Source organism: Neokomagataea tanensis, from assembly GCF_006542335.1.
In the GTDB taxonomy this organism is placed as follows: Bacteria; Pseudomonadota; Alphaproteobacteria; order Acetobacterales; family Acetobacteraceae; genus Gluconobacter; species Gluconobacter tanensis.
The window spans coordinates 320421-339281 of the sequence record NZ_CP032485.1 but is presented as its reverse complement, the minus strand read 5'-3'; the positions used below and the strand labels follow the sequence as shown (position 1 = coordinate 339281).

The 18861-nt window shown below is 54.7% G+C and carries 18 protein-coding genes; 7 read left to right on the top strand and 11 right to left on the bottom strand.

Annotated features, from left to right (window positions below):
* Positions 1-20 precede the first annotated feature (20 nt).
* Positions 21-1334: an efflux RND transporter periplasmic adaptor subunit gene (locus D5366_RS01620; RefSeq protein WP_141492016.1), complete on the bottom strand. Its 1314-nt coding sequence runs from the start codon at positions 1332-1334 to the stop codon at positions 21-23.
* A 286-nt stretch (positions 1335-1620) separates the two neighbouring features.
* Between D5366_RS01620 and D5366_RS01615 the strand changes: the two genes are divergently transcribed.
* From D5366_RS01615 to D5366_RS01600, 4 genes are all read left to right on the top strand, one after another.
* A complete protein-coding gene (locus tag D5366_RS01615) occupies positions 1621-1908 on the top strand; it encodes a CsbD family protein (RefSeq protein ID WP_141492015.1) in 288 nt (95 codons plus the stop codon).
* 68 nt (positions 1909-1976) lie between these two features.
* A complete protein-coding gene (locus D5366_RS01610) occupies positions 1977-2609 on the top strand; it encodes a DUF4339 domain-containing protein (protein ID WP_141492014.1) in 633 nt (210 codons plus the stop codon).
* A 134-nt stretch (positions 2610-2743) separates the two neighbouring features.
* Positions 2744-3391 (top strand): ribonuclease HII, encoded by a 648-nt coding sequence (locus D5366_RS01605; RefSeq protein ID WP_141492013.1) that lies wholly within the window; start codon positions 2744-2746, stop codon positions 3389-3391.
* A complete protein-coding gene (locus tag D5366_RS01600; RefSeq protein ID WP_141492012.1) occupies positions 3388-4485 on the top strand; it encodes a site-specific DNA-methyltransferase in 1098 nt (365 codons plus the stop codon). The genes D5366_RS01605 and D5366_RS01600 overlap by 4 nt, the downstream gene beginning before the upstream one ends.
* Positions 4486-4547: 62 nt before the next feature.
* On the opposite strand, the gene D5366_RS01595 is transcribed toward D5366_RS01600, so the two are convergent.
* The 7 genes from D5366_RS01595 to D5366_RS01575 form a co-directional block, all read right to left on the bottom strand.
* Positions 4548-5177, bottom strand: a complete 630-nt coding sequence (locus D5366_RS01595) for an ankyrin repeat domain-containing protein (RefSeq protein ID WP_141493750.1) — start codon at positions 5175-5177, stop codon at positions 4548-4550.
* Positions 5178-5248: 71 nt separating this feature from the next.
* Positions 5249-7297, bottom strand: coding sequence for a VWA domain-containing protein (locus D5366_RS01590; protein ID WP_141492011.1), 2049 nt, complete (start codon positions 7295-7297; stop codon positions 5249-5251).
* Positions 7294-8832: a DUF4159 domain-containing protein gene (locus tag D5366_RS11920; protein WP_240775288.1), complete on the bottom strand. Its 1539-nt coding sequence runs from the start codon at positions 8830-8832 to the stop codon at positions 7294-7296. Before D5366_RS11920 ends, D5366_RS01590 begins: the two co-directional genes overlap by 4 nt.
* Positions 8833-8855: 23 nt before the next feature.
* A complete protein-coding gene (locus tag D5366_RS11915; protein ID WP_240775287.1) occupies positions 8856-9845 on the bottom strand; it encodes a hypothetical protein in 990 nt (329 codons plus the stop codon).
* Positions 9770-10042, bottom strand: a complete 273-nt coding sequence (locus D5366_RS11910) for a BatA domain-containing protein (RefSeq protein WP_240775286.1) — start codon at positions 10040-10042, stop codon at positions 9770-9772. The genes D5366_RS11915 and D5366_RS11910 overlap by 76 nt, the downstream gene beginning before the upstream one ends.
* A complete protein-coding gene (locus tag D5366_RS01580; protein ID WP_240775285.1) occupies positions 10039-11019 on the bottom strand; it encodes a DUF58 domain-containing protein in 981 nt (326 codons plus the stop codon). The genes D5366_RS11910 and D5366_RS01580 overlap by 4 nt, the downstream gene beginning before the upstream one ends.
* A 25-nt stretch (positions 11020-11044) precedes the next feature.
* Positions 11045-12103, bottom strand: coding sequence for an AAA family ATPase (locus D5366_RS01575; protein WP_373317483.1), 1059 nt, complete (start codon positions 12101-12103; stop codon positions 11045-11047).
* Between the two features lie 145 nt (positions 12104-12248).
* Here D5366_RS01575 and D5366_RS01570 point away from each other — a divergent pair, with 145 nt between their 5' ends.
* From D5366_RS01570 to D5366_RS01560, 3 genes are read left to right on the top strand one after another with little or no spacing between them, the layout of a single operon-like run.
* Entirely contained in the window at positions 12249-12800 is a 552-nt protein-coding gene (locus D5366_RS01570; RefSeq protein WP_141493747.1) for a DUF1285 domain-containing protein, read from the top strand.
* A gap of 45 nt (positions 12801-12845) precedes the next feature.
* Positions 12846-14090: a CCA tRNA nucleotidyltransferase gene (locus D5366_RS01565; protein WP_141492010.1), complete on the top strand. Its 1245-nt coding sequence runs from the start codon at positions 12846-12848 to the stop codon at positions 14088-14090.
* Between the two features lie 24 nt (positions 14091-14114).
* Positions 14115-15869 carry an ABC transporter ATP-binding protein gene (locus D5366_RS01560; protein ID WP_141492009.1) on the top strand — a complete coding sequence of 585 codons (1755 nt, stop codon included), beginning with the start codon at positions 14115-14117 and terminating at the stop codon, positions 15867-15869.
* Here D5366_RS01560 and D5366_RS01555 read toward each other — a convergent pair.
* The 3 genes from D5366_RS01555 to D5366_RS01545 form a co-directional block, all read right to left on the bottom strand.
* Positions 15827-16339, bottom strand: a complete 513-nt coding sequence (locus tag D5366_RS01555; RefSeq protein WP_141492008.1) for an RNA pyrophosphohydrolase — start codon at positions 16337-16339, stop codon at positions 15827-15829. The genes D5366_RS01560 and D5366_RS01555 overlap by 43 nt on opposite strands.
* A gap of 21 nt (positions 16340-16360) precedes the next feature.
* The gene (locus D5366_RS01550) at positions 16361-17236 is read right to left on the bottom strand and encodes a divergent polysaccharide deacetylase family protein (protein ID WP_170211025.1); all 876 of its coding nucleotides are present in this window, start codon (positions 17234-17236) and stop codon (positions 16361-16363) included.
* Positions 17237-17322: 86 nt separating this feature from the next.
* Complete coding sequence (locus tag D5366_RS01545) at positions 17323-18777, bottom strand: S41 family peptidase (protein WP_141492006.1); 1455 nt, start codon at positions 18775-18777, stop codon at positions 17323-17325.
* Positions 18778-18861 lie beyond the last annotated feature (84 nt).

Genomic DNA, 18861 nt, shown 5'->3' with positions numbered 1-18861 from the left:
AGACGGTCATGGGACGGTGTTCAGTTATGGCGATGAGTGTGGGCTGATGTGCCAGCGGTAGAGCCAGCTTCTGCCCCTGCCTTGGTATGGGCTGTGTCTGCCGGGATGGAGACTTTGGCGCCGGGCCGCAGGTGGTTCACACCATCTGTAACGACGCGATCACCTTCTTTGACGCCGCTGAGAATGACGGTTTGGTTGATGTCCGCAGCACCAATCTGGACAGGTGTCTCGCTGACGGTCATGTCGGGTTGAACAACATAGACAAACTGACCATTGGGGCCGGTTTGGATTGCGTTGTCGGGGACCAGCAGCACATCGTGTTGCGTGTCGATAAGCAGGTGTGGATTGACGAATTGGTTCGGGAAGAGGCGTTCGTCTTGATTGTCAAAAATTGCACGCATACGGACGACACCAGTCGCTGTATCGATTTGGCTATCCAGTGCCTTAACGGTGCCGGTAGCGATGTTGCGCAGGTTGTCGCTGTCCCATGCTTCGACTGTGAGTTGACCTGCGCTGTGCAGACGCTCTGCAACATGGCCGAGTGAGCGTTGCGGCACGGCAAGAATCACGGAAATAGGCTGCATTTGTGTAAGAATGGTCAAGCCGCCTGATTGCCCAGCGGAGACGTAGTTGCCTTTATCCAGAACACGGATACCGACGCGTCCGTCAACGGGTGCTGTGATGTGGCAATACATTACGTTAAGCTCGGCTGTGCGGACATTCGCTTGGTCGAGCGCGACGGTTCCCTCAAGCTGCTGAACGGTGAATTCTTGGTCACGCGCTGTCATGGCTGAGGTTGAATTCTGGCGGATAAGCTTTTGGTAACGTGCGTTATCGACGCGTGCGCGTTCGAGCTGTGCAGTATCTGCGGCGAGTGTACCCCGGGCTTGTCCTAAAGCAGCTTCGTATGGCCGTGGATCAATCAGTTCAAGCTCGTCACCTTTATGAACGAACTGACCCTCTTGATAGTAAACGTCAAGGATGTGGCCGGTAACGCGGGGGGTGATTGTCACGTTGGTGATGGGAACAACGGTACCGGTTGTTTGCAGGACGATTGGCATATCACCACGACGAACAGTCGTCACGGCAACGGGGGTGACGTTGCTGTTATCTGCCATGCCGCCAGCGTTGTTTGTCGGGGCGCCGGGGCGGTGCTGGAAATTATGTTTGTTGGGACGCAGAACAGCAAAAGCAATGAGAAGGATGATCAAGACAACGATTATTCGTACGATCCATCTCAAAGCTCCTTTTTTCTTTTTTGGTGGGGGAGCATCCCCGGCGTTAAGATGGCTGCTGTTGAGGCGGTCGTTCTGTTCGGCCGTCTGGTCATCCATAACTCTGATATCTTTCTTGTATCGTTGCTGCTGAAGGGCAGCCCCTTAATTTCGTTCTATATAAAAATTCTATACTGCACGTTACTCGGTCGTGCCATGACAAGACCTTAAATCCTGTTCAGGTTTGTACGACTGTGTTAATGCGCAATGATCGGTAACACTTCGTTTCAACCATAGAGCCTTTTGCGTGATTTTCAAAAGAGGCGCATAAGAAAACTGCAACCTGTGATTCTGTCGCTCGTTGAGATAACGAGCCGAATCATGATTTTTCACTGGAGTGCATGACATGACAGACACAACAACAACCAAAGCTGAAGGTCTGCTCGACGAAGCCAAGGGCAAGGTCAAGGACGCTGTCGGCGGCTTGACGGGTGATGCGTCCAAGCAGGCAGAAGGTAAGTTCGATCAGGTTTCTGGTTTGGCACAGCAAGAATTTGCTGACCTTTATGACGAAGGCGAAACCAAGCTCGAAGCAGCGACAGCATTCGTGCAGGATCGTCCATTGATCTCTGTCGTGGTTGCTGTGTTCGTTGGCATTGTGATTGGGGCGCTGGCCTTTGGTCGTAAAGCCTGATCAGGCTCCCCGACCCTAGTGTGAATGTGCTAAAAGCCTTCCGGAGCGATCCGGGAGGCTTTTTTATTATGAAATGGTATTACGCATTTGAAGGGCAGCAAGTCGGCCCGATTACGACAGAACAGTTAAAGCACTTAGCGTCGTTAGGGACGATTACCCCGCAAACTCTTGTTTGGCGTGAAGGGTTTGGCGAGCAGTGGCGCCCTGCTGCTGAGGCTGGCATCATCTTTAGCGCTGGGCATACGGGCGCTGAAAACGCTGCGTATGTTACGGACACATGGGCTTGGGTGTATATTTTAGGGCCGTTTCTGGCGAACCAGGTTGTTTTCGTCTGGGCTTTGCTACATTCCGCCTTCATGGTCAGCAACGCAGTGTTCAACCTGTTTTTCAGTTTGCTGATTTTGGCACTTTCTATATCGGCCTTCATCGCAGACCGCTCTGCGCTGAGAGGCGGTGGTTACGCGCCGCCGACGGCTTGGTGGTGGCTGTTCTACCCTGGGTATTGCTGGGCAAGACGGCGCGTTTTAGGGCGCGGGAAAGTTTTAATGTGGGTGAGCATTGGTCTGTTTCTTGTAGGGGCCGCTGAAAGCGCGATCAGCTACAGCCAGCACCTGCATATGTCTAAACATCAAGCTGTTCATGCGCAGAGCACAACGACTTCCGGGGAAAACTCAGATAGCGATGAGCAAGAGACGCTCTAGCTCAAAAGTGTGATTCAAAAACCTTGACTCTAGAAAAAATTCCATAAACGGCATTTTTTTCTTTTCTTTCGATTCGGCATGATTCAAAACGGTTCTCGATTCGCAGATGTGTTGATGAGGGAGCGGGAGGAAGAATGCCGGATTTTTTACTAGAAGCTGCGCATGGGGGCGTCGTCGCTGGGGTCGACGAAGTCGGACGTGGGCCTCTAGCTGGTCCGGTTGTTGCCGCCGCTGTTATTTTTCAGAGTGCTCCTTCAGATGCGCTGTGCCAGATGCTGGATGATTCCAAGAAGCTGACAGCGCGCCGGCGTGATGCCGCTTATGCAGAACTTTGCCGTTCACCGAATGTGACCTACGGGCTTGGTGCTGCATCCGTTGCAGAAATTGAAAGCATCAATATCTCGCAGGCATGCCACCTTGCCATGCGCCGTGCTGTTAAGCGCCTTGGGCGCTTGCCAGATTTAGCATTGGTTGATGGCAAGCATGCACCGCAGATGCCATGCCCAGTCAAAATGGTGATTGGTGGAGATGGCATCAGCTTGTCCATCGCTGCGGCATCAATCTTAGCAAAAGTTGTGCGTGATCGGCTGATGGTCCGTTTGGCGGAACGCTACAGCGCTTATGGCTGGGAGCATAATGCAGGATACGGCACAGCAATACACAAAAATGGTCTTAAAAATTACGGTGTAACGCCGCACCACCGGCGTGGATTTGCGCCAATACGGGCCATGGTAGAGGCCGCAAATATGATTTCAGGTGAAGCAGGGGAAATGGCAGCATGAAGAACAGCCCAAAAGGACGTCCTGTGGATGAAATCATCCGTGGTGAGTGCGTTGAAACAATGCGCGGCTTGGCGGATGGAAGTGTGGACTGTGTCTTTGCTGACCCACCATATAACCTGCAATTACGTGGTGAATTGCGTCGCCCAGATGAGACTGTGGTGGATGGTGTCGACGACGCTTGGGATAAATTTTCAGATTATGAGGCCTATGACCATTTCACGCGTGAATGGCTGACTGAAGCGCGGCGTGTCCTGCACAAGGATGGTACGATTTGGGTTATTGGCTCTTATCATAATATTTTCCGCCTCGGTGCTATTCTTCAAGATTTAGGCTTTTGGATACTGAACGACATCGTTTGGCGGAAATCCAATCCGATGCCGAATTTTCGCGGACGCCGCTTCACGAACGCGCATGAAACTTTGATTTGGGCCGCTCGTAGCCCTCAAAGCCGCTATCGCTTCAACTACCAAGCGATGAAGGCGCTGAACGATGACTTGCAGATGCGCTCGGATTGGTATTTGCCAATTTGCACAGGTCATGAGCGCCTGAAGAATGAGCATGGTTTGAAGCTTCATCCAACTCAGAAGCCGGAGAGCTTGCTGCACCGCGTATTGGTTGCGTCAACGAATTCGGGCGATATGGTCTTGGACCCGTTTTGTGGCAGCGGCACGACCCCTGCGGTAGCGAAACGGTTGGGGCGCAGATATATCGGGATTGAACGCCACCCGGACTATGTCAAAGCCGCACGAGAAAGAGCTGCGCAAGAAGTGCCTTTGGCTTCTGAGCATCAGGCGATTACGCCTGCTAAGCGCGATTTGCCGCGTGTGCCGTTTGGTAGTTTTGTTGAAACGGGCATCTTGCCAGCTGGCACAGTATTGCACGACCGGCAGCAGCGTTTGACGGCAACGGTTTCACCTGACGGAACGCTCGTCTCAGGGAATCAGCGCGGGTCTATTCACAAGCTTGGCGCAATGCTGACGAATGCGCCATCCTGTAATGGTTGGACGTTCTGGTACTTTGAGCGGGAAGGTGAATGGATGCAGCTTGATGTTCTGCGTCAGGAGAGCGCCACGTTGCGGGCTGCTGTCGGGTAAATCAGAGGCAAAATAAATGTTCTGCTGAAGTGATAATATTCCAGCAGAACATACAGCGCTTTTTAACGATTACCGAAGCCCAAAAAGCCGATTGATGTATCGGGCGTACCGCCGCGCGTATCATACGGGGACGTTGACTTGGCGGATTTCCCGCCCTTGCCCGGACGCACCATTGTAGCAGAACCGCCGATTGTCATGTGCGGCGTGCCGGAGCTGTCATCAATGCCACTATCGGACAAGTTGGTATTGAGGCGACCCTCAGGGTTGTAAGTACGCATTGAAAGAAGCAGGAACATGATGTCGTTGCGGTTTAGGTCAATCGCCATGTCGAGCGGCGTTTGATCTAGCACGTTGCGTGCGCCCATATCGGCACCACGGTTCAAAGCTTCTTTTGCGGCGTTGAGCGAGCCGCGGTTAATCGCGTCAAAGAGGGCTGTTGTAGGGTTGACGTCTACGCGGGCGTGACCGGCGTCTTCGTCCGAACCGTCAGCACCCGGCAACGCGGATGGCGGAGCAGCGCGCTTGGCAGCTTTGCGCGCTTCTGATTTTTTTGCAGAGTCCTCAGCCTCTTGCTGCGCCTCAGCATCATCGGCGTCCTGTGCGTGGGCAGCATGCCACGGCACAAGTATGGCGGGTGTCGTGGCCAGGCAGGCGACGAACAGCAGGCGGGAAAAACGGTTCAAAGCACGCATGGGACGATTATAGGACAGCAAAAGGCGCGGCGCGAGTCTTCCTGTGTATGAAAGAGTGTCTTTCATGCGTTCTAACGTCCTTCTCGCCACCAACCGAGGGCCAAGCAGAGCAAGAAGAGCGGCAAAACAGCCCAACCGGGGAAAATGGAACGATGTTCTGCGCTCTCAATGTTCGTGTCGGTGCGTTGAGGCAGGCTTATAATCTTCGAACCCGATTCGTATTCTTGGCCAGTTGTGATGTTCAAAGTAGGCGTACCGTCTTGGGCGAGCCACGCTATTGCGCCGCCGCTGGCCTGTGCCAGTGGCCCTATCATTTGGGCTGTGGCGCGCAGGTCTTGCAGTTCGAGTGTTTCATCGTGCGTTGGGCTGGCGAAAGCTGTTAACCCGTCTTGGTGAATAGTCCAGATGCCGTTGCCCGATACTGGCATATGACCCCGCCATACGTGATTTTCTTCTGTAAGGGGCAAGGGAGTTATTTGGCCATCTGGAGCTGTGACCAAGGCTTGGGGTGCGATGTTGGTGGTGCCTACAGCGTGTCTTTCAACATTGAGAGTTCCGTTATCAATGGCTGCTGTGAGGCGGTTTTCTTCGAGGTCAGGCTCTTTCATCAGCCAGTGCGCGAGGCGCCGCAGTAATTCTGCTTGGGGGCCTCCGCCGCCTTCATTGCGTGACCAGAGCCAGAGTTGATCGGAGAGAAGAAGTGCCACGCGTCCTTGGTCGACATGGTCGAGCAATAGGAGAGGGGTTCCGTCAGGGCCGTTCATGAGGTCTTCGCCGTGCGTCGTATCTGCGCGTAAGGCGCGGTACCACGGGCCCCAGTTAGGGTTGAGGCCATCAGTGACGGGGTGAAGATGCCCAAGGGGCGCGAGCGTTGCCTTAAACGAGCCGATTATAACGGCGTCATCAGGGACGTGGGCAGGCAATATTTGAGACAGCGGGGAGTCTTGTAACGTTCCAGTATGAACAAATTCGGGGCCAGCTGTGACCAAAAGGCCTCCACCGTGTCTTACGTAATTGGCGATGTTGGTCAGGTAGCGTTCGGGCAGAATATTCGTGTTGGAAAAACTGTCCAAAATAATCAAATCGAAGCTGTTAATTTTATCCTGGAATAACTCGCGGATAGGAAATGGTATCAAGGCCAAGTCTGACAATGGCGTGTTGTCGTCGCTTGAGGGGGAACGCAGAATTGTGAAGTGGACGAGATCTACCGAGGGATCCGCTTTGAGTAATCTGCGCCAGACGCGTTCGCTCTGGTTTGGGATACCTGACACGAGGAGAACACGCAGACGGTCGCGTACCCCCCGGATGCGAATAACGGCACTGTTGTTGAGTGTTGATGCTTCACCTGCCAGTGACGGGGTTGAGAGCGAAATCAGGGTTTCGCCCGCGTGCTGTATGGGAAGCGTAATCTCTTGAGGTGTGCCGGTCTGGAGGGTTTGGGTACTTGGCGGAGTGTCACCAGTACGGATGGTCAGGGTTGTGGGCGTGTTGTGGGACGAGGTTCCAAGGTCATCAATTTGTACGCGGATTGTTGCATTTTGCCCGATAATGGCAAAGGGAGGTGCGCTTAAGACACGAAGGCGACGGTCTGTTTCTTCCCTTTTCGCGGTGAGCAAAAGATGAAGGGGTAATGGCTTGCCGTGCTCATCTTTAAAACGCTCCGGAAGGGTGGGGGGTGTGTCATGGTTCATACCGTCCGTGACGAAAATGGCGCCTGAGAAGTGGCCGCTAGGAATATCCGCTTGTTGGAGCGCATTAAAAAGGCGCGTTCCCTGGTGCCCGTCACTGCTGACATCAATCCGGTGTAAGGTGAGGTTATGCAGTTTTGTAGCGTCGCTTTGGAGGTGGAGAGCGGCTTGCTCTGCAAGGTTTTGACGTTGATTGACCTGCATTGAAGGCGAGTGATCAACGATGAGCAGGGCGTCTTCTTGTACCGGATTGGGTGTAAGATGCAGGGTTTGCGGCCCAGCCATCCAGAGTATGAGCAATGCCAGCGCTAATCCGCGCCAGAACATGCCCGGCAATTTGCCAATAATGCCCCAAAGCACGAGGCAGGCGGTGATGGCCGCTAAGGCGATGAGAAGCGCGGAAGGTAGGAGAGGCGCGAAGGTGAAACTCATGGTGCGTCATCTCCGTCCGTATCTTGAGACGTGTCATCCTGTGCGGCTGGGGATCCATCGCTTTTCCCCAGGCGCTTTAGCATTTCAGGGTAGTGTGCCTGATCGCTCTTATAATTTCCTGTAAGAGCGTAGATGATCATATTCATACCGAAGCGATAGGCGATTGTGCGTTGGTCGTCCCCGCCGGGAATAGTGGCGTAGGGGTGGCCGCCTGTATCATCGATTGCCCAAGCGTAAGCCCAGCCTGCATTGCCAATGATAACGGGCGAGACACCGTCATTGGCCTCATCACCCGTCTGAGCAACGTAGACAGGTTGGCCTGCAATTCTGCCGGGGTAATTTCCGTGCATGAGGTAAAAAGTATGGCTCAGAACGTGCTGGTCAGTCAGCTTGGCGAGTGGGGGGACCATGAGGCCGTCCGTAGCGCGTTTCAAAGCTTCCCGGATGGCAGTGCTGTGGCCGGGGTCAATATCTGTGCCAGCACCGAGCTCATCAATGAGTAAAATGCCGCCATGTTCCATAAAGCTATTCAGGGCTTTGGTGCGGTCTGCATCGGCTTGGATATCAGTTGTTATTGGCCAGTAAAGCAAAGGATAAAAAGCTAAATCGTCCTGGCCGGGATGGACGCCTATAGGGCTGCCGAATAATGCAGAACTTCTGGTACTGGCGTAATCTGACAGGCCTTGAAGCCCCCGGCGTGAGACGTCATCAATCGAAGGATTGCCGGTTTCGACGTAAGCCAGATGTGTCTGCAGAGCACCCTCAGGCGGTTGGTTGGTTGAGGGATCTGCGGCGTGAATTTGCCCGGAGAAAGCTTGGACCAGAGCCAAACACAAAAGTGACGGAATAACGCGTTTTAAAGACATCAGGCCGCGCCGTTTCAAAGAAAGTAGCATGTCGGCGAATAAGAGTAAGAAGCCGAGGATGAACAGAAAGGGAGCGAAGCTGGTTTGCCCGCGTAAGCCATCAGGTGTGATGGGGGTGCCAAAAAAGACTGCCGACGTTAAGGCGGAAGCATGATCTCCGACATTGAGGGCGTGTGTCCCATGTGGCGGTCCGTATAGTCCTGCAGGGTGGCGGACGCTTACTGCGGTGGTGGTAAATTCAGCAGATGTCAGGCTTTGCGCGGCAGCAGGCGCGGGCACCAGATTGGCTTGAGCATCGAAGGCGCGCCACAGGGGTAGTGTACCGTTTTCCGTTGTTGAAATGCCTGCTGAGCGGGCGATAAGGCGCTCCAGCATTGATGGGAAAAGCCCGGAAAGCGGGAGGTTGGACCAATCCGGTGAAGCGGTAATATGAAACAAAACAATTTCGCCATTGCCATAGGCGTTGGCTGTTACGAGTGGTGTTCCATCTTTTAAGGCAGCCCAGACATGTGTGTTCAAGTCAGGTGTCGGTTGGGCGAGTACTTGCCGGGTTATGGTAACGTCCGAAGGGATGGTTAGGCCATTAAAGGGGGATGTTGCCGAGAAATCTGCCAATTCTTGCGGTTTGCCCCATGACATGGGGCCACCGAGTTGGCGCAAGCCATTCATGAGCGGTACTGGGACCAGAGGGTCTACTGCTGTAGGGGCGTTGAAGATTGCGCGGCAAGGCCGGGCCCTGCGAAGCGGATAAGCATTCCACCCTGTTTTACCCAATTCAGAACATGTTCGCGCGTGGTATCGCCGCTAAGGGCGCCGTCCGTCGCAACAAGAACGGAAATTTGTGTGCTGCCCAAAGCTGTGCTGGGGACGTCATGGTGTTCAGAGACTGTATCGAGGGCCTGATTCAAGAAAAAATCAGAGCCTGTTAGGGGGGTGTTGCTGCCGGGGGTTGGTAAAACGCCCACGGGGCGTCGGTGCCCTGCATCTCCCAAAGCATAATATCCTGCGACGCCGTGCTCACCGCTCAGCGAAAAATGATCGAGCTGGTGGCGAAGGGCAGGGGCCAGAGGCAGAGATGTGTCGGCCCCAGTCGATAAGGTAAATTGTGCTAGTGTTCCTCCTTGTGCGTCAAACGCGCGGAGGGTTACGCGGTCATGCGGGCAGGAGGCGGGTACTTCTGCAATGGCGTGCTGCGTATGATCGGTCGTGCTGTGGATGCTGAGGCGCGCCACATCACATGCGGACCAACGCAGATCAGACCGGGTTGCGATGGTAGAGAGCGCATTTCGCAGCGTATCATCGTGCAGGGTGGCGATGCCGTCTGAGATCAACAAAACATTATGTGGGCTTGGGGCAAGGTTATGCAGGCGTTCGCTCAAGGCTACGCGATCTACCGACCAAGGGCGTGGCTGGATATGATGCAAAATATCGCTAAGTTCCTGCGCCGTTTGGGGGTGTGCGGGTTGAGGTAAAAAACCATCATTATTAGGGGCAGATCTTAGTAAAGTGACACGGTGGTGGTGGAGCAAAGCTGCATTGCCCGCAGCTTCTGCCGCGTTGATGCGGGCGGCCCAGTGTGGGATGGCAGCCCAACCATCGTCGAGGACTATGACGAGGTCGGTATCGTGTTGGGCAGGGGGTGGCCGGGTAAAACCGGGCGTGCGAGGCCTAAAATGATGCAAGCTGCGGCGCAGACACGCAAAACAAGAAGCCATAACGGGGAGCGTGCAGCGTCTTGTCGTTCAGGCCTCAGGCGCTGCAAAATGAGCAAGGATGGAAAGCGTTGCGTACGCGGTGCAGGTGGGGTTGCGCGAATAAACCACCAAAGCGCGGGAAGGGTGAGCAGGCCGAGCAGCAGGAGGGGGGCAAGAAGGATCATCGTGCGCCTCCGAGAGCGGTATGCAGGTCAAGAAGGGTCGGGAGGGGATCTTGGTCAGTGCTATGATGTATGAGCTGCGCGTTAATAGCTGTAGCGGCTTCGTGCAGTGCAGCAAGGTGGGCCTTCATGGCATCGCCGTAGGACGCGGCAAGACTTTCTAGAGCGGGCAGAGTAAGGGTTCCGCCTTCCAAGCCTTCAAAGCGGACCCGTCCACGCTCGTGCAGGTTGCGTTCAGCGGGATCAAGGACACAGAGTAAAGTCAGCCGTCCTGCAAAATGGGCGTTTTCTTTGCACCATTGCTTGAAGTCTTGTTGTTCCCACAGAAAGTCACTGATGATGAGGGCAGATGCGCCGCGAGGCAGCCCGCTCAGATCGGGTGGTGAGGCGTTAGCTGTTGTGTCGTTTAAAGCAGCGGCAAGCTGTGGTAGCGCGGTGTGGCCAGCTAAGCTGCGGTTGCTATGACCGCTGGCAAGCGGGATTATCCGCTCTCCCGCTTTCAGGGCAGCGGCCGCGAGTGTAAGTGCGCAAAGCTGGGCACGACGATTTTTGGTAGAAAGTGTGTTGAGTGATGCCCATTGCATAGAGGGGGAGCCGTCACACCAGACAGCAAGACTATGGGGGGTGTCGTGTTCCCGCTCACGGACCCAGAAAGTATTTTCTACTGGGCTACGAGCGGATTGACGCCAATCGATAGCAAAAGCAGGTTCGCCCGGGTGGTAAGGACGAAATTGCCAGAAATTATCTCCCGCTCCGCTCCGCCTACGCCCATGAGCGCCATTATCCAGAGAGTTTGCGTAGCTTAAAGCCTCGAGGATGAGAGGCTCCAAGCTAGTGTTTGGGCTGGAATATGCCGTATGTGCGCCTGTGCTTGGCGGAGCGTTTTGTTCTGCGTTCTGCGGCGCAGGCATCCCCAGTAATTGGCGGATGCGCTGCTGCAAAGATGCGCGATGCGAGCGGGAGAATGCTGGAGGCGTCACAATAGCTCAATTTCTGGCTTTACAGTTAAAGGACCGCTTCGATTTGTTGGCGGACCAGTGCTGAGATATCCGCTCCACGGGCTCTGGCGCTAAAATCAAGACCGATACGGTGGGCCAAGACCGGTTCAGCTAAAGCTGCTACGTCTTCTAGGCTGGGGGAAAGGCGGCCAGTCAGTAGCGCGCGGGCGCGCGTGGCAATCATAAGCGCTTGTGCGGCGCGGGGGCCGGGGCCGTAGGTGATAGCGTCACGGGTTGCTTGTGAGGATGATGCGTCTTCAGGCCGCAGGCTGCGTATCAGTGCAAGAATTGCGTCCACAATCCGGTCCCCGACGGGTAACTGGCGTACCAGTTGCTGCGCGGAAATGAGGTCGTTCATTGTGAAAATCTGTTCAGCCTGCTTTTGGACGGCCCCAGTTGTTTGCAGGAGCATTAAGCGTTCTGCGTCGCGTGGTGGGTAGTCCAGCGTAATACGAAGCATGAAGCGGTCTAGCTGTGCTTCGGGCAAAGGGTAAGTGCCTTCTTGTTCGACCGGGTTTTGGGTGGCGAGAACGTGGAAAGGCTTGGGTAAAGGGTAATTTTTGCCAGCTTGTGTGATGTAGTGCTCGGCCATTGCTTGTAGCAGGGCTGATTGAGTGCGGGGACTGGCGCGGTTTATTTCGTCAGCGAGAACGAGTTGTCCAAAGATTGGACCGGGTAGAAAGCGAAAGCTACGCCGCCCTTCTGCGTCCTGCTCCAAAATTTCTGCGCCTGTAATATCAGACGGCATAAGGTCTGGCGTAAACTGAATACGGCTGGCATTCAGGCCTAGGACTGTAGAGGCGGTGTTGACCAGAAGCGTTTTGCCGAGGCCTGGGGCACCCATCAAAAGGGCGTGACCTCCAGAGAGGATTGTGATCAGGACCTGCTCAATGACCTTTTCTTGGCCCAAAACAATGTCGCTGATTGCGGATTGCGCTGCCGCAATGCGCGGCGCCAGTGTTTCGACATGTTGGGTGATGTCGCTGGAGGACGCAGTAGGGGGCGTATGAGAGGAAGCATTCATGGCAGGGTGCATCGCAGAAGTGGCATCGTTTTGTTCGCTCATCCCGCTAGTGTGACAGGTGTGGGGGTTTCATCAAGGCTCGATTGCACCCAAGTTGGGATTAGAAGGAATTTTTTAGGGATGATCGGAGGAAAAATTGGTTGGTAACGACAGTTTTGAGCGTCCGGTTGCCGCAGGGTTAGAGCATATGACGTTGGAACATGCGTCCAAGACAGCATCAGCTGATTCACAGGCCTGTACGGCAAGGCGTTTGCCTTTTGTTATTCGCAGGGATGGCACGTGGGTTTATCGTGGCTCGCCAGTGAAGCGTAAGGCAATGTTGTGTCTTTTCTCGTCCATGCTCGTACGCGATGCTGAGGGGCGTTATTGGCTGCGCAACCCTATGGAAGAGGGGTTGATTGAAGTCGAAGACGCGCCCTTCATTGTCACGCAGCTGGACTTCAAGGGCTGCTGTGGGCGGCAGCAAACACTGTGCATGCGTACGAATATGGACGAACTGATTTGCATTGGGGCAGACCACCCGATCATGTGCGATTGGGACCGTCCGGACAGCGAGTGCGCGGCTGTACCTTATCTGCATGTTCGGGACGGGGAGGGCAAACACCCCATTCGTGCGCGCATAAGCCGCTCGGTTTACTTTGAGCTGGCTGCACTGGCCGTGCCGGGGCACGTTAACGGCCAACCTTGTCTTGGGGTTTGGAGCCGGGACCACTTTTTCCCATTGTCACGCCCAGTATAACGGTCAGCAAATCGGCTTTGTAAGGTTGGAGTAAGTGGCTAGGACATGAAGCACGTGTCAGGTTTATTAGAGAAACTCCCGCGAGAAACAGGCGGCTGTGCAGGATTGGCCCAAATCTGGGCTGTTTTGCCTGAGGCGCGCCTTGTTGGAGGGTGCGTCAGGGACTTGCTCTGCGGGAGAACATTGCACGATTTTGACCTTGCAACACCTGAGCCACCCGAACGTGTTTTAGGCCTTTTAAAAGCGGCGGATATTCGCGCTGTGCCTACCGGGCTTGAGCACGGGACAGTTACAGCGGTTATTCAGCATACGCCTTATGAAATTACGACCTTGAGGCGGGATGCGGAGACAGACGGTCGGCACGCAATAGTAGAATGGACGTCTGACTGGGCAGAAGACGCTGCACGGCGGGATTTTACAATCAACGCCATGTCGCTCGATCAGCATGATATTCTGCATGATTATTTTGGCGGGCAAGAGGACCTGATAGCGAAACGCGTGCGTTTTGTCGGGGATGCAGCCCAGAGGATCAAGGAAGACGCGTTGCGCTCTCTTCGGTTTTTCCGCTTTGAGGCCCGCTATGGCGCGGGAGACGCGGATGACGAAGCACTTTCTGCTATTAAAGCGCGTGCACAGCTTGTCGGTAATTTGTCGGTTGAGCGTATTGCTTCCGAATTGCTGAAAATCCTAGCCGGGCCTGATGTCTTACGCATTGTGAAGATCATGGCTCAGGCGGGGGTGCTGGCAGAATGCGGAATTCCTGATGTTTCGTCCTTTGATGTGCAGTCGGGGCTTGCCCGTTTGGAGGCATTGTTGAGGACGGGTGCGCCAGCAAATGGCCTATTACGCTTAAAGGCATTTTTTGCTGCACAGGCAGAGGGGTTAGCCCAAAACTTAAAGTTTTCCAACGCAGATAAATTGTACCTGAAGCGTATGGACGAATCGCAGCCCGAGCTTAGCCCGGAGATGGATGACGATGCGTTGCGCCGGGCGCGTTTTTTGCAGGATAGCGCCATTTTGCAAGGGCGGGCGTGGTTGATTCAGGCCGCGCAGAATGTTGGTAAAATAGAGAGTTGGGACAATTTAAGGGAGCGTTTGGCGGCATTGCCGCAACCTGTTTTCCCTCTTTCAGGCCAAGATGCGCGGCAGGCGGGAATTGAACCGGGCCCTGCGATGGGGGCATGGCTGAGGGCCGGGCAAGTTTGGTGGCTGTCCCAAGGGTGCAGACCCGACAGCGCAGAATGTCTGTCTTATTTACAATCAGAAGCAACGCGGAATTTCGTGCTTTGAGTAATGCCTGCTAAAGCGGTGGCCATGAACGCAAAATCAGCTCTCGATACAAACAGCAAGCATCTTATTCGCCGTATCTGGTACGATGAAATGCGCCACCACGGTCGGCAGATTGCCTCTGTGCTTGTGCTGACGGTTCTCATGGCGGGGCTTACGGCTTTGTACCCGGTGGTCATTAAGCGTGCCGTGGATATGTTTGCGGCGCACGATCCGAGAATTTTGTATCAGGTTCCAGCCCTTGTGGTTTTGGTGACAGGGCTGAAAGCAGCCTCCCAATACGGCCAGACGGTAGCAGTTCAAAGCCTGATTCTGACGGTTATTCGCGGGCTTCAAGCGCGTATGTTTGCGCATACGTTGCGCACTGACATCGCCCGTATTGAGCGCGATGCGCCTGCGCAGTGGGCTACGCGTTTTACTACCGATGCAATTTCTATTCGCGAGGCAATGGTCCGCGCGGTGAATGCACTCGGTGATGGCGTTACGGTCTTTGGCTTGGTTGCGGCCATGATTTGGGCTGATTGGGAGCTCAGCCTGATTGCGCTGGTTTTGTATCCTATCGCTGTGGTGCCTATCCAAAAATTAGGTAAGCGTATTCGCCGTGCTTCCGGGGGTATGCAGGAGCAGATCGGTGCGACGTCCGCTCTGTTAAACGAGAGTTTTGCTCTGGCGCGCCAAGTGCGTATTTATCGTATGGAGGAGCGCGAGCAGGAGCGCGTTGATCATTCCTTATCGCTGCTGCATTTAGCATTTTTGCGCATAGCGAAGGGCCGCGCGCGAGTAGACCCAGTGCTGGAAGTGCTTGGGGGTTCCGCAGTGGCGGTTGTGCTGGGTTTTGCAGGGTGGCGTGCGGCAATGGGTGGCGCTACCTTGGGGGACTTCACGGCCTTTATTACAGCGTTGCTCACAGCCGCTCGGCCTATTCGTGCTTTAGGCTCCTTAAACACGGCTTTGCAGGAGGGGCTTGCAGGGCTCGCGCGTAGTTTTGCCGTCATTGATGAACCACCAGCTGTCGCGGAGCGTAGTGGCGCAGGTGTCGTGCCTGCCGGGCGGGGGCGACTGACTTTCTCGGACGTGGCGTATCGTTACGAGGACGGGCGTGAAGGCTTGCGCGGTGTTTCCTTTACTGTCGAGCCGGGGGAAACCGTTGCTTTGGTTGGGCCGAGCGGTGCCGGTAAATCAACGGCTCTGTCTCTCATTCCGCGCTTGCACGATGTCAGCGCAGGTAAAATCACACTTGAAGGTGAAGATTTGCGGGATGTGACGTTGGCTTCGCTGCGCGATTCAATTGCTTTCGTCAGTCAGGATACAACGTTGTTCGACGTCTCCTTGCTGGAGAATATTTGGGTCGGACGTCCATCGGCAACCCGTGAAGACGTTGAACGGGCATGCAGCATGGCGGCGATTGATTTCGTTGATAATTTGCCCGAAGGATTAGAAACAAGGGTTGGCCCCGGTGGGCAGCGTCTCTCGGGTGGGCAGCGTCAGCGTGTTGCGCTTGCCCGGGCTTTGCTGCGGGACCCGAGGGTTTTGTTGCTGGATGAAGCGACAAGTGCTCTCGATTCTGACAGTGAGGCCCGCGTGCAGCAAGCGCTCGCCACCCTGCGTTCAGGCCGGACGACGCTGATCGTTGCGCACCGTCTTTCGACGGTGCAAGCGGCCGACAAGATTGTCGTTTTAGAAAAGGGGCAGGTTGTGGAAACGGGTAAGCATGCCGAACTCATCCGGCGTGATGGCCTTTACGCGCGTTTGGTACGCAGCCAGTTGCTTGAAGCGTCCTGAAATATACGGGCTAATTCTGGCAGCAGTTTTTCATAAAGCTCTGCCTTAAAACCCAGATTGCGCTCCAATAGTTCGAGCGGGGGCAGCCACGCCCAGTCGTTGAATTCAGCAGGGTCGTGGAGGTCTAGTTTGATGTCCGCATCTGTGCCGTCAAAGCCAAATACGAACCATTTTTGTGTTTGGCCGCGATACCGGCCTTTGAAGGCCTTACCAATCAACTCGGCGGGTAAATCGTAGCTGATCCATTCTTCTTTTGCACCAAGCAGCGTTGCCTTGTTGCAGCCGGTTTCTTCCCATAATTCACGCAGGGCGGCAGTCTCGGGGTCTTCTTGATCGTCGATCCCGCCTTGAGGGCATTGCCATACAGCGCCGGGTAAATCACTGCGCTGCGCAACGAAAAGTTCGCCTTTTGCATTGAAAAGAGCGATGCCAACATTGCGGCGATATGGAAGGTCTGAGTGATTAGTCATGATGTCCCTCATGAGGAAAGCTTATTGCGGTGGCGTGTCTGCCAGTGCGGAGGGGGGCATAAGAAGAAAGTGAGAGGCCGCCGGGCTTTGTAGCCATAGGGACAGACTTTCTAAAACTGCAGGTGTTAATGGCGTTACGACAAGCAGAATAGCCCCGCTGGGGTAGAGTGTCTGCTCTAAAGCCGCGTAACTTTGTGCAAGTGTTTCAGGACTGGCGTCACCATTTAAGCACAGCGTTGCGGTCATTCCATTAATGGGCCGGGCGGGGAATTTTTGTCCGCTCAGGTAAAGCAGACCGTGGCGGGCTATGGTTTGTGCAATGTCATGAAATTCTTGAGATTGTAGATACGCGCTATCCGTCTGTGAGCAGCCGTAACTTGTTACATCGGTCATACCTGCGATGTTGTGTGTACGGTTTAACCACCATGTCAGCTTTTGCTCTTCATGGGCTGGGCTTTCTCCCGTTCCCAGAGTTTGTGCGCCTGTGTCCGTATGTTCAGCATCTAGGCTGCGCATGGGCAGGGTCATGTAAAGTTCGTGCTGTGCGGTGTGCGCTTCAGTGGTGATGTTGGCCAATGTGTTGAGATAGGGAGATACACCAAACGCAATGGCTGAAGGCAGGCGCTCCCGCGTTTTTTGGCTAAGCTCCAAGCTGTAACCGTAACCGCCGAGTAGAATAGAAAGCGGAATGCGCCTTTCTTGTCGGGCGGTTTCCAGCGGAGATATTTGCGGGCTGTGGCGCTCAGAGGGGACTGATGGCGGGGGGAGTGGTGGTTGGGTTGAACGGTTCAAAGGCAATTTTGCAAGGGACTTAGGCGCAGCTGGTGTTGGTGCTGTGTGGCTTAACGCGAATGCAATTGCTGCGGAGCCAAGTAGTATGACGGCCCAAAAAAACACGAGCAACCGCCCCATAAAAGGAAGACGTCCCCAAAGGGATGTCTTCCGTGGAGAGTGGGGGCCGGTCTGCTCTGGCATATCAGGGTTTAATGAGCGGCGCTTTTATGAGGTGTGTCCTCATGTTTTTCAGGTGCTGTCGCGACGTTGAGTTGGGTTGGGACCGCCGAACCCGTCATTGCACTCAGAACTTTCAAAGCTTGCTGTAACTGGAAGTCCGTTGCGGGTTTAGCGGGGTCAAAGTTGGGCCAATTAGCGGGCGGTGCTTTTGGGATGGATTTTGCAATTGGCGGGAGATCTGTCCGCGGCTGTGCTGTGGTTCGGTTGCCGCCAATATTGGTGAGGATATGTGAGAGATCGGCTTCACGGTACTCAAAGTTATCGTCCTCGTGGGTTTCTGCCACGGGGATATCAGGTGTGATGCCAAGGCCCTGAATGGAGCGACCTGATGGTGTGTAGTAGCGTGCCGTGGTGAGGCGTATCGCCCCTTGATCCCCTACTGGGATGAGAGTTTGGACTGACCCTTTACCGAAGGTTTTCTCACCAAGGATGATGGCGCGGCGGTGATCTTTCAGCGCGCCAGACACAATTTCACTGGCTGAGGCCGAGCCACCATTGGTAAGAACAATAATTGGCAGGCCACCGGTAATATCTGTTCCGCGTGCATCCCAACGTTGGTTGTTCTCGGGGTGACGGCCGCGGATGGAGACAATTTCACCATCTTTTATAAAGTCGTCTGAGACCGCGATGGCTTGGTCCAACTTCCCGCCAGGGTTAGAGCGAAGATCCAAGATGACGCCGGTAATTTTTCCGCCCGGTGCATGTGCTTTGGCGTCGGCTTCCAGCTTGCGGTATGCGGCATGCATTGCCGTTTCGAGGTCATCATCGAACTCGGTAAGGCGAAGATATGCCGTGTTGCCGTATAGTGCGGAGCGTACGATCTGTACGTGGATGATTTCCCGCTTCAAGTCAAAGTTAAGAGTTTTGCCGGTCTTGGGGCGCACGATGGTTAGGTTGATGCTTGTGCCCGGATCGCCGCGCATTTTGCGTACGGCTTGGTCCAATGTCAGGCCATCAATACTTTTATGATCCACCATCGTAATAAAATCGCCGGGTTGGATACCGGCTTTGGCGGCGGGTGTATCGTCAATGGGGGAGACAACGCGCACGTGTCCTGACTCGTCTTGGACTTGAAGGCCCAGGCCGCCGAATTTGCCCGAAATTTCTGTTTGCATGTCTTTAAACTGGCTCGCCGTCATGAAAGACGAATGCGGGTCCAGATTTCCGACCATGCCGTCGAGTGCGTTATTGATGAGGTCTTTGTCCGACACGGGGTGCACATACTCGGACTTCACGACATCCATGACTGTCCCGAAGAGTGTGAGTAGACGCACAGTCTCGGCGCTGTTGTCATGCGATGATGTGTCGCGTGCGAAAGCAGAAGGAAGGCTGGTGATGTGGCTGAAGGTGTGTAATGCGCTTGGGCCAAGAACAGCACCGGCGAAGAATGCGGTGCCTAACAGCATGCCTTTTCGGAACGTCATGTAATCTCCAGTCTTGGGCCTTGCGTCGTTTCCGCGCGCATCGTGCGGACGTATAACCCGGGAAAACTTGTTGAAGTGTTAAAG

Coding starts and splice junctions, on each gene's coding strand:
- D5366_RS01620 (WP_141492016.1), bottom strand. CDS start 1,334: ATGGATGACCAGACGGCCGAACAGAACGACCGCCTCAACAGCAGCCAT.
- D5366_RS01615 (WP_141492015.1), top strand. CDS start 1,621: ATGACAGACACAACAACAACCAAAGCTGAAGGTCTGCTCGACGAAGCC.
- D5366_RS01610 (WP_141492014.1), top strand. CDS start 1,977: ATGAAATGGTATTACGCATTTGAAGGGCAGCAAGTCGGCCCGATTACG.
- D5366_RS01605 (WP_141492013.1), top strand. CDS start 2,744: ATGCCGGATTTTTTACTAGAAGCTGCGCATGGGGGCGTCGTCGCTGGG.
- D5366_RS01600 (WP_141492012.1), top strand. CDS start 3,388: ATGAAGAACAGCCCAAAAGGACGTCCTGTGGATGAAATCATCCGTGGT.
- D5366_RS01595 (WP_141493750.1), bottom strand. CDS start 5,177: ATGCGTGCTTTGAACCGTTTTTCCCGCCTGCTGTTCGTCGCCTGCCTG.
- D5366_RS01590 (WP_141492011.1), bottom strand. CDS start 7,297: ATGAGTTTCACCTTCGCGCCTCTCCTACCTTCCGCGCTTCTCATCGCC.
- D5366_RS11920 (WP_240775288.1), bottom strand. CDS start 8,832: ATGAATGGCTTGCGCCAACTCGGTGGCCCCATGTCATGGGGCAAACCG.
- D5366_RS11910 (WP_240775286.1), bottom strand. CDS start 10,042: ATGATCCTTCTTGCCCCCCTCCTGCTGCTCGGCCTGCTCACCCTTCCC.
- D5366_RS01575 (WP_373317483.1), bottom strand. CDS start 12,103: ATGAGCGAACAAAACGATGCCACTTCTGCGATGCACCCTGCCATGAAT.
- D5366_RS01570 (WP_141493747.1), top strand. CDS start 12,249: ATGACGTTGGAACATGCGTCCAAGACAGCATCAGCTGATTCACAGGCC.
- D5366_RS01565 (WP_141492010.1), top strand. CDS start 12,846: ATGAAGCACGTGTCAGGTTTATTAGAGAAACTCCCGCGAGAAACAGGC.
- D5366_RS01560 (WP_141492009.1), top strand. CDS start 14,115: ATGAACGCAAAATCAGCTCTCGATACAAACAGCAAGCATCTTATTCGC.
- D5366_RS01555 (WP_141492008.1), bottom strand. CDS start 16,339: ATGACTAATCACTCAGACCTTCCATATCGCCGCAATGTTGGCATCGCT.
- D5366_RS01545 (WP_141492006.1), bottom strand. CDS start 18,777: ATGACGTTCCGAAAAGGCATGCTGTTAGGCACCGCATTCTTCGCCGGT.